Genomic DNA, 8,676 nt, shown 5'->3' with positions numbered 1-8,676 from the left:
CATGGCGATCGTTGGCGGCGATCACCAGGTGCTCGGGGCCGGAGAGCAGGCGATGGGCCGTGGCGGCGGTGCGATCGCAGCAGCCATCGGCGAACACCAGCAGGTGGCGCAGGCCGCCATCGAGAAACGGCTGCAGGCTGCGCTGCAAAAGGAAGTCTTTGTTGAAGGCCTGCAGGGCCAGCAGCAGCTCCGGGTAGGCCTGGAAGCGAGCCCCTTGGGCCCGGCGCCGAGCCAGATGGGCGCGAATGCTCGAACGGCGCGCCAGAGAGCGCCAACGCCACCAGTGTCTTTGGAGTTTGCGGTGCAGTCTGCTCAGAAGTGCAGGCTTGGTTGGGGGTGAAAGCATGGGGGGCGTAGCTCGGCCAGCACGGTGTCGGGTTTGGGCGCTGGGGCTGGCTTGGTCCGGTCCTCTCGCCATTGCAAGCCTCGATCAGGTGCAGCGCAGAAATTCCACATCATCCAGGCCATCGAAATCAGCATCCATGATGAAGAGCCTGGCAGGATGGCGAGTCGGCTGTTCAGGTCGATCACCAAGCCCCTCTGCATGACAGCTGCAGCCTGAGAACAGCGCCAGAAGCATTGCTGCGGCTGATCCGGCAGGGCTGGAGCATCGAAAAACGAGTGGCACTGGGCCCGCGATGTCCAGCTCGGCGAGGATGCCCATCGCTACGCCAATCGGAATGGCGTCCCGGTGTTTGCGGTAGTAGGCCGGAGGCCATACCTGCTCAAGCGCGGTGGCTACCGCTCAATCCGCAAAGGGTTTCTTAAAACATCCAGGGATGCTGGCCTTGGGAGGCGTGACGATGACGGCAAAGGGGCCTTGATCAAACTTTTAGGCAGCCCTGCGCCCTAAAATGAAAGAACCCCAGGGATTGGAGCGATGGCCATCTCTGCCAGCCCACTCGCAACCGAGCAGCTCAACCCAGAGCAGTTAGCCCAGCGCATTGAGATGCGAATGCTGCTCTGGGCAGACCAGCAGGGTGGCTGGAAGGTGTTCGGCAGTTCCACGGGTTTCCGCCTGCCCGACGACTCCGTGCTCAGCCCAGACGCCTCCTTGGTGCGTCTCGATCGTTGGCAGGCGCTGACCCCCGAGCAGCGCCGCGGCTTTGCCCCCCTCTGCCCGGATCTGGTGGTCGAACTGGCTAGCCCCAGCGACGAAAGCCCCCGAGGTTTAACGGCCCTGCGCAGCAAAATGGCTGCCTACCAGGCCAACGGTGCCCGCCTCGGCTGGTTGTTCATTCCCCACCAGCAGGCTGTGGAGGTTTGGTCCGCCAGCGGTGATTCACAGCGATTTGAAGGGATTGCGGTGTTGGAGGCCGGACCTGAGTTTCCAGCACTGCAGCTGCAGCTGGATGAGATCTGGGCGGCCTGACACTGATCAGGCACCGAAGCCAGCACGGCCTACAGCCAGGCCAAGGCAACGAGTCTTCGGTGGGATTTCTAGAAGCAGCGACAACCCTTCCTTGCTGGCGCCGCACTTATACCGCTCAATATTTAAAGCGTGAGTTACCGCTGAACAGATAAAGCAAGATATAATTAATAGCGGCTGGAATTAAAGGAAGCACAATCACGAGACCCCCTTTCACAAGCAAGCCAAACCCGAAAGCAGCTGCTGAATTAACTAGTAACAGAATAAGCAGCCCAAGAGCATTGAGGTGACTTCCCTGCAATCGGTCACCAAAAGTGAAGCGTTGCTGGCCTGCCATCGAGACGGTAAAGGCGATCAAGAAGCCGATCAAATTGGCTTTGGAACTGGAGAACTTAAAAATTTCCAGAAAAAAAATCAATAGGCTGGCATGGACAAAAGTGGAAATCAGCCCTACTGCACTAAATCGAACAAGACGCTGCTTTCTGATCCACAACCAAAAGCCTCGTTTCACTATCAGACCCTAACAATATTACGAATCAGGTAATGGGGTCTTCGTTTTGCTTCCAGATAAGAACGCCCTACGTATTCACCCAAGATTCCAATACCTATAAGTTGCAATCCACCAAGAAAGGTTACGGCAAAGAAAATAGAGGCATAGCCCGGAACATCAATGCCAAAGAAGAGAACACGAACGACTGCTATTAAGCCGGCAAAAAATGCCGCCACGGTAACCATAGCTCCAATATAGCCCCAAATTCGCAATGGGGCAGTTGAAAAGCTAAAGATCCCGTCTAGGGCATAGTTCCAAAGTTTCCAGACTCCCCAGCTGGATTGACCTGAATTCCTAGCTGGACGTACGAAATAAACATTTTTCTGCCGAAACCCAACCCAGGCGAAGAACCCTTTAGAGAAGCGAACTCTCTCTTGACAGGCGAGGATAGCATCTATAGCAACTCTATCGAGGAGTCGAAAATCAGAGGCATTAAACTGAACTTTCAATTTACTGAGACGCATAAAAAGCGAATAGAAACCAGCAGAGCTTAATCTTTTAATTAGACTGTCACTCGCTCGATCGTCGCGAACAGCATTAACTACTTGATATCCATCTAGCCAGGCTAAAATCATCGGGGCGATCAAGCTAGGAGGATCCTGAAGATCTGCATCGATGAGGATGCAAGCGTCGGCATTGCAATGAGTTACGCCCGCCAAGATTGCTGTGTTGGATACGAACATTGATGGCGAGATATTTGGTGTCCTGAGGCAGTTCGTGCGTGCCCGACGTGTAGATGACGCCCGGACAATAGTGATCGTTATCAAGCATCAGTACCGAGAAATAGCGGACCGCCGGCATGTCAGGTACCGTGATGGTGGCACCATTGGACGTATCCACCAGGGCCACCGTGTAGAGCGTGTCCTTGTTCATCCTGACCACCGTTTGCCTGTCCAGCGGCGTGACATTGCGAAAGCTCAAAAGCTTGTTTACGCCGCCAGTCAGCTGCGATGCGTTGTAGAAGGTTCGGTCCGTTTCAGCTCGGCAGTAGGTCTTCTGCGTCACCTCGCGTGTCTCGATGAACTCTTTCATTTCCTTCTTTCCTCTTGGGGAATGTTGGGATCTCGTTGGGCTGCGGGAAACTGAAGGGGGCGTGTCAAGTGCATGGCTGTGTTAGCCAGGCCTCTACACAGCGAACATCGCCTGAAGAACACCCAGCAGCTCATTGAGCGTAGTCTCCGACAGTCTCCCCAATTGCTTGAGGAGACGTTCCCTATCTACAGCCCACAGCTGATCAGCTACAACGTGACCGTTCTTACCATCAAACGTACAACGCACACGAAAAGGGTATGGGTGAGCGCCTGTTGTGAGTGGCGCAACGATGAATGTGCCTAGGTGAGAATTTAGTTCGTCCGGCGACACGATGACGCAAGGCCTTGTCTTTCTGATTTCAGATCCGCGAGTGGGATTCAACGCGGCAAGGAAGATATCGCCTCTTGAGACGTGTTCTTCAGTCACCAAGACCACTCTTCATTATCAAATCATGTGGAGCTCATCTCAGCGAGAAGTTCCTCCGACTGGAAGGACGATGCCGCCTCTGCCCAGCCAGTCCTCGGTTGAGCCGATGGCCTGATGGTTAGCACCCCTGGAGCCGCCTCAATCTCGACTTCGTCAGCCAGCCCCGCAACTTCAAGCAGCGGCTTGGCGAGACGGACCCCTCTCGAGTTGCCAATTTTTACCAGTTTCGCTCGAACCACGACCACAGCCTGTAGGCGTGATCACATTGTAACCACGTTCGCGACTTCTGCGCATCCCCCTGCTCTGGCTAACGCTCCAAATCAGTGCGGACAGGATTTCGAGGTAAGTGAAAAGTCACTGGTACCGTTCGCTGAATCTTGTTGTTGGGCAAGCTATTACGTAAGTTCTACTTTGAGAGTCTTGCCTACTGCTGATGCTGCCCTACCGAGTGTCGAGAGAGTGACCGAGCGATTTGTGGGATCTAGGAGACGATCTACTACCGGTCTGCTCGTCTTCATGCGTTGTGCCAACTCAGTCTTAGTAAGCTGAGCGCGCTTCATCTCTTGAGCGATCTGAAATGCGACCACACGCTTTGCGGCCACTGCCTCAGCGTCATCAAGGAGGCACTCGTCGCGGAGAAAATCATCAAAGTTGCTGCCAACATGTTGCCGGTCAATCATTTTGATCCTCGCAGTTGCGCAAGACGTGCTTTTGCGGTTTTGAGTTCTGCTGGCGGCATCTTGCCCGACTTTTTAACAAAGCCATGAAGGAGGATCGAGCGGCAGGTAGCCCAGCTCATCAATGATCAGCAGTTTCGGTTTGGCGTACTGAGCCAGCCGCATCTCCAGCGTTCCCTGCTGCTGCGCCTTGACCAGGGCGCCGAGCAACTCCATCGCTGTGGTGAACTGCACCATGTAGCCACGGGCCACCGCCTCTCGGCCTAGCGCCACCTCCAGGTGCGTCTTGCCGACTCCCGGTGGGCCGAGCAGCACCACGTTGTCGCCATTAGCGACCCAGCGGCAGGTGGCCAGATCACGGATTTTGCCCGGATCGATCGAGGGCTGGGCCTCGAACTCAAATCCCTCCAGCGTCCGCACGAACGGGAAGTGGGCGATCGTCATCGCCATCGACAGCCGCCGCTGCTCCTTGCTCGCCACCTCGGCGGCGCAGAGCCAGGCCAGGGCCTCGCGCAGATTCAGCTGCCGCCTGGCGGCTTCCTCCAACAGTCCGTCCAGCTGCTCGCGGATCGCGCCCAGCCGCAGCCAGTTGAGCATCCCGTCGAGATCCTCCACCAGCCGCTGGATCTCGGCCAGTTCAGCGGCAGTCATGCCAGAGCGAGATGGCGCCGGTGGTTGTTGCGTGCTGCGTGGCATCAGCCCACCTCCGCGACAACAGCCGCGTAGTCGCTCAGGGGCCGTGCCAGCGACGAGCGCCGCACTGACTCCAGCGCCACCACCTCCGCCATGCCGGTGGTCTCGCTCTGGGCAGCGGCCTCGATCGCCCGCTGCGGCACCAATCCAGCCCAGTGCCCGGCGATCACCTGGCGGATCCGATGGTTCGCCGCCTGGCGGCTATGGCGCGCCACGAGGGGCACCCCACCATTTCCGGGCCGGCTTGTTGGCCCGGAAATGGTGGGGACCCCGATCCGGCCTCCCTGGCGGATCAGCACCTGCTGATCGCGGATCTGCACCATCACGTTCTGACGTACCAGCGCGGCAGGCACGCTGTACCAGTTGCCCTCCACCTGGACGCAGCAATCCTTGGCGACACGACGGCTGAACTCCTGCTCCGCCAGATACGACGGTTTGCCATTCAGCGCCAGCAGCGCCCCGGCCTCAGCACGCTGGAAACGCAGCAGCGGCTGCTCGCCCGTGGTGCCGTGGATGCGCAGATCGGCGATCTCCCGGTTCCACCATTCCAGATGGTTCTCCATCTGGCCCCAGGTGTCAAAGCGGTGTCCAGCAAGGCCACTGCGTTTCACATAGCCCACGCCGCGCTCGTCCTTCCCCTTGGTCTGCGGTCGGTGCGGCCAGCAGGCCTTGGGCGTGAATCCCCAGTGCCGGGCAAAGGCGGCAAAGGTGGGGTTGATCACCAGTTCTCCTGTTCTGGGGTTGTTGAGGCTGATCAGCGCCCGGGCGTTATCGACCAGAACCTGCTCGGGCACCCCACCCCAGAAGCGGAAGGCCTCCTCCAGCGCCTGCAGCCAATGGCGCTGCTGCTGCTGCCGGTACACCCGGATCACCTGCCGCCTGGAGTACCCCAGGGTCAGCACGCAGAAATGCACCTTGGTCCGCACCCCGCCGATCGGCACCCAAAGCTCACCAAAGTCAGCCTGCAGCTGCTTTCCGGGCCGGGTCTCGTAGCGCACGGTCGCCTGAGCGCTCTGCCGCAGCGCCTGCCGCCAGGGCTGCACCGCACGCTCCACCGTTCGCTGGCTCACACTGATCCCCTTCTGTTTCAACAGCTCCTGCCGCAGCACCTCGGCGTTGCCGTGGTGCTGCTCAAACTGTTGCTGCAGCCACTCCCGATGGTCGTCGAGCTGCCCGGAACGGTTCGCGGTGCTGTACGGCTGCCATTCCCCCAGGGCCAGGTATAGACACACCGTGTGACGCGAGATGCCCAGCTCCGTCGCGATCCGCCGCCGGCTCCAGCCCCTCTCCAGCAGCTGGCGCATCACCGCCACCTCCTCTGGGGTTTCCATCACGCCCTCCAGCGCGACCAACCCCCCTGCTGTATGGGCATTGGCCGCCTTGGCCAACCCAAAGCCCACACCCGCTGTCGATCGTTTCTGCGCCGCCGCTGACCGTTGCAAGGAAGCGCCATGACCCGCCGCTGACGCGGCCGGCAATGGCTCCCCCATCGCTTCCGGGTGGCTCACTTTTGGTGTCGGCGCTGGCCCAGTTTTCGATGTCGGCTGACACGGTGAAAACCCCCACCAAAACCAAGGGAGTTGGGGCCGGCCAGGCCAGTGATTTGTGCTGGATTGAGGCGGCTCTTCACTGATTGATTCAGCTGGGGTGGCGGTGCCCGCTGGGAGGGGGCTTGATCCGGGGAACTGATACCCGCCGCAGGCGCTTGGCGGGGAACCCGTGAAAGCACGGAAGCGCCACAAGCCAGTACAGGTGTACTGTGGCGTGATTGGGATGGGGAGGGCTGGCCGGTGTCAGTGGGTGGGGCTTGAAAACCGATCACTGGTTCTGCGGGCTCTTTCAAAGCGCGCCGGACTTGATCGCGCTGCTGCTGCCGGCGGCGGGTGCGCCATCTCCCTCGCTCGGGCCCGATTCCCCTGGGGATGCGCTCTACCGTTTTGACGCGCCGGAGCTCAAAGCGACAAACCATCGTCTTGATGGGGCCTTTTGGCCCAGAAATGGCGAGGCGGGCACGCCAGAGCAGCCGGTGGTGCTGCTGGAGGTGCAGATGCACGCCAAGCCAGGGTTCAAGCATCGTCTGTTTGCTCAAACCGCTCGCTTTCTGCAGCTCCACCCCCAGGTGCTGCATCTGGCTGTGGTGGTGGTGCTGCCGCACCGGCGCCTCAGGCTTGCTCCAAACCCTGTTGCCCAGCCAACTGCAGACGTTCGTTGATCTGGTGCACTGGCTCAGCCTGGAGAGGATGAGCCGCCAGAGCGATCTCGACCCGTTGCTCAACCTGCTCACATTGCCGGTGCGGCCTTTGGCTGAGCTGCGTCCCAGCACCGAGCGGATCCTGGAGCAACGTCCGGATCTGAACTCTGCCGTTTTCACTATCCTTGTGGAACGGTTTCCCCATCTCACCCGCGAGGCCATCATGGAGATCGTCACCATTCCAGCCAAGGAGCTGCGCCACACCCGCGCCGCCCAGCAGTGGATTGCAGAAGGCCGGCAGGAGGGCGAAGCTCGCGGCCGGGCGCTCGGAGAAGCCACCGTCACCCTGCGCCTGCTAAACCGCCGCTGCGGCAGCCTCAGCAATTCCACCACCGCTCGCATCCAAGCGCTGCCACTGGAGCAGCTGGAGGCCCTGGCTGTAGACGCAGTCTTCTCCGAAGGAGTGGCACTGCTCGATTTCAGCGGGCCTGCCGATCTGACGGCTTGGCTGGAGGAGCACAAGGGTTGAGGCTCAAGCTCCGCTGGGGCTGCAGTTAATGAGTCGCCCGCTGGCTCAGCAGGATTGTGGCTTCTGCGGCCCCAACCCTCTCGGCAGGCACCACCCACTGGCGGCTGGGAGCGGAGTCCCGCCGAATCGGCAACCAGCGCATCTGCTCGATCAACAGCATCGCCGCCTTCTGAGAAGCCACCGGCGCCGATGTGCAGGAGGTGGCACGCGCAGCCGGCCCCGGCTTTGGTGGCAGCTGCTTCCAGAAAGACATCCTCAACCTGGTGCACCTCTGCGGCCACTACGGCCTGCACGAGGTGGCCGCCTACTGGCAGCAGGTGGTGGCGCTCAACACCTGGCAGCAGCACCGCATCTCCCGCCTGGTGGTGAACCGCCTCTTTGGCACCGTGAGCGGTAAACGCATCGCCGTGCTGGGTTTCGCGTTTAAGGCCGACACCAACGACACCCGGGAAACACCGGCCATCCGCATCTGCCGCGACCTGCTGGAAGAAGGCGCCCAGCTGGCGATCTTTGATCCCAAGGTGTGCGCCGGGCAGATCGCCGCGGATCTGGGGGTGGAGGTCCTTGTGGGTTCAGAGGGCGAGGGGTTGTGGCAGCAAGCAGGGGATCCTTGTGCCGCCGTTTGTGGCGCGGATGCTGTGCTGCTGCTCACCGAGTGGCAGCAGTTCCGCCTGCTCGATTGGTCCGCTCTGGCGGCGGTGATGCGGCGGCTGCGCGCGTGGCGGGGCTGCGGGTGTGGGGTGTGGGGTAGGCCGGAGGTGGCGGTGTCCGCCGAGAAGGGGTTTGATCCGGGGAGCTGATGCCCGCCGCAGGCGCTTGGCTGGAACCCCCATCAAACCACGAAGGTTCTGCGGGACAGTACGGGTGCACTGTGACGGGAGCGGTATGGGGAGGGCTGGCTGGCGGCCCTGGACTGGACGGCAAGGATTCCACTGGCGGAAGGGTTGGCCAGCACGGTGGCAGAATTTGCGGCGCGCGGGAGTGAGCGGTTATGACCAGCGACATCCGCTGGCAGCAGCGCTTCAGCAATTACCGCCAGGCCCTGGCGCAGCTGGAAACGTTTTTTGAGCCGCCGGCCTTGAACGAGCGCGAGCAGCAGGGCCTGATCAAGGCCTTCGAATACACCTTTGAACGTAACTGTTCAGGGGGGAGAAAGCTCCGTGGCAGTTCCGCTCTTGACAGACCTCTGAAAACAGCTTGGATCTCAGG

At 60.4% G+C, this 8,676-nt stretch carries 12 protein-coding genes and 2 pseudogenes; 5 read left to right on the top strand and 9 right to left on the bottom strand.

Annotated elements, in window-relative coordinates; genetic code table 11:
- The coding region (locus tag AC01FP_RS14830) for a hypothetical protein (RefSeq protein WP_474481392.1) at positions 1-346 on the bottom strand (346 nt) is incomplete at its 3' end.
- A gap of 534 nt (positions 347-880) precedes the next feature.
- On the opposite strand from AC01FP_RS14830, the gene AC01FP_RS14825 reads away from it, so the two are divergent.
- The gene (locus AC01FP_RS14825) at positions 881-1,372 is read left to right on the top strand and encodes a Uma2 family endonuclease (RefSeq protein ID WP_474481391.1); all 492 of its coding nucleotides are present in this window, start codon (positions 881-883) and stop codon (positions 1,370-1,372) included.
- Positions 1,373-1,487: 115 nt separating this feature from the next.
- Here the strand turns inward: AC01FP_RS14825 and AC01FP_RS14820 are convergent, their stop codons facing one another.
- The 8 genes from AC01FP_RS14820 to istA form a co-directional block, all read right to left on the bottom strand.
- Positions 1,488-1,880, bottom strand: coding sequence for a GtrA family protein (locus AC01FP_RS14820; protein WP_474481390.1), 393 nt, complete (start codon positions 1,878-1,880; stop codon positions 1,488-1,490).
- A gap of 2 nt (positions 1,881-1,882) precedes the next feature.
- On the bottom strand, positions 1,883-2,602 hold the full coding sequence (locus AC01FP_RS14815) for a glycosyltransferase (protein WP_474481388.1): 720 nt from the start codon (positions 2,600-2,602) through the stop codon (positions 1,883-1,885).
- The gene (locus AC01FP_RS14810; protein ID WP_474481386.1) at positions 2,508-2,951 is read right to left on the bottom strand and encodes a DUF1254 domain-containing protein; all 444 of its coding nucleotides are present in this window, start codon (positions 2,949-2,951) and stop codon (positions 2,508-2,510) included. The genes AC01FP_RS14815 and AC01FP_RS14810 overlap by 95 nt, the downstream gene beginning before the upstream one ends.
- Before the next feature lie 93 nt (positions 2,952-3,044).
- Positions 3,045-3,377: a type II toxin-antitoxin system PemK/MazF family toxin gene (locus AC01FP_RS14805; protein ID WP_474481395.1), complete on the bottom strand. Its 333-nt coding sequence runs from the start codon at positions 3,375-3,377 to the stop codon at positions 3,045-3,047.
- A gap of 395 nt (positions 3,378-3,772) precedes the next feature.
- On the bottom strand, positions 3,773-3,937 hold the full coding sequence (locus tag AC01FP_RS14800; protein WP_474481393.1) for a helix-turn-helix domain-containing protein: 165 nt from the start codon (positions 3,935-3,937) through the stop codon (positions 3,773-3,775).
- Positions 3,938-4,053: 116 nt separating this feature from the next.
- The gene (locus AC01FP_RS14795; protein ID WP_474481385.1) at positions 4,054-4,176 is read right to left on the bottom strand and encodes a type II toxin-antitoxin system RelE/ParE family toxin; all 123 of its coding nucleotides are present in this window, start codon (positions 4,174-4,176) and stop codon (positions 4,054-4,056) included.
- A complete protein-coding gene (locus AC01FP_RS14790) occupies positions 4,130-4,705 on the bottom strand; it encodes an ATP-binding protein (RefSeq protein ID WP_474481383.1) in 576 nt (191 codons plus the stop codon). The genes AC01FP_RS14795 and AC01FP_RS14790 overlap by 47 nt, the downstream gene beginning before the upstream one ends.
- Before the next feature lie 44 nt (positions 4,706-4,749).
- On the bottom strand, positions 4,750-6,189 hold the full coding sequence (istA, locus tag AC01FP_RS14785; protein ID WP_474481382.1) for an IS21 family transposase: 1,440 nt from the start codon (positions 6,187-6,189) through the stop codon (positions 4,750-4,752).
- A gap of 413 nt (positions 6,190-6,602) precedes the next feature.
- Between istA and AC01FP_RS14780 the strand changes: the two genes are divergently transcribed.
- From AC01FP_RS14780 to AC01FP_RS14765, 4 genes and pseudogenes are all read left to right on the top strand, one after another.
- Entirely contained in the window at positions 6,603-6,959 is a 357-nt protein-coding gene (locus tag AC01FP_RS14780) for a DUF2887 domain-containing protein (RefSeq protein WP_474481380.1), read from the top strand.
- Positions 6,916-7,467: a DUF4351 domain-containing protein gene (locus AC01FP_RS14775; RefSeq protein WP_474481379.1), complete on the top strand. Its 552-nt coding sequence runs from the start codon at positions 6,916-6,918 to the stop codon at positions 7,465-7,467. The genes AC01FP_RS14780 and AC01FP_RS14775 overlap by 44 nt, the downstream gene beginning before the upstream one ends.
- Before the next feature lie 134 nt (positions 7,468-7,601).
- Positions 7,602-8,267, top strand: a pseudogene (locus tag AC01FP_RS14770) (UDP binding domain-containing protein); the annotation flags it as partial.
- A gap of 191 nt (positions 8,268-8,458) precedes the next feature.
- Positions 8,459-8,676, top strand: a pseudogene (locus tag AC01FP_RS14765) (hypothetical protein); the annotation flags it as partial.

The organism is Cyanobium sp. NIVA-CYA 375 (assembly GCF_056108345.1).
This window is presented reverse-complemented; position numbering and strand designations above follow the sequence as displayed.

Excerpts from the sequence above, each read along its gene's own strand:
- AC01FP_RS14825 (WP_474481391.1), top strand. The coding sequence starts at position 881 with ATGGCCATCTCTGCCAGCCCACTCGCAACCGAGCAGCTCAACCCAGAG.
- AC01FP_RS14815 (WP_474481388.1), bottom strand. The coding sequence starts at position 2,602 with ATGTTCGTATCCAACACAGCAATCTTGGCGGGCGTAACTCATTGCAAT.
- AC01FP_RS14810 (WP_474481386.1), bottom strand. The coding sequence starts at position 2,951 with ATGAAAGAGTTCATCGAGACACGCGAGGTGACGCAGAAGACCTACTGC.
- AC01FP_RS14800 (WP_474481393.1), bottom strand. The coding sequence starts at position 3,937 with ATGAAGCGCGCTCAGCTTACTAAGACTGAGTTGGCACAACGCATGAAG.
- AC01FP_RS14795 (WP_474481385.1), bottom strand. The coding sequence starts at position 4,176 with ATGAGCTGGGCTACCTGCCGCTCGATCCTCCTTCATGGCTTTGTTAAA.
- AC01FP_RS14790 (WP_474481383.1), bottom strand. The coding sequence starts at position 4,705 with ATGACTGCCGCTGAACTGGCCGAGATCCAGCGGCTGGTGGAGGATCTC.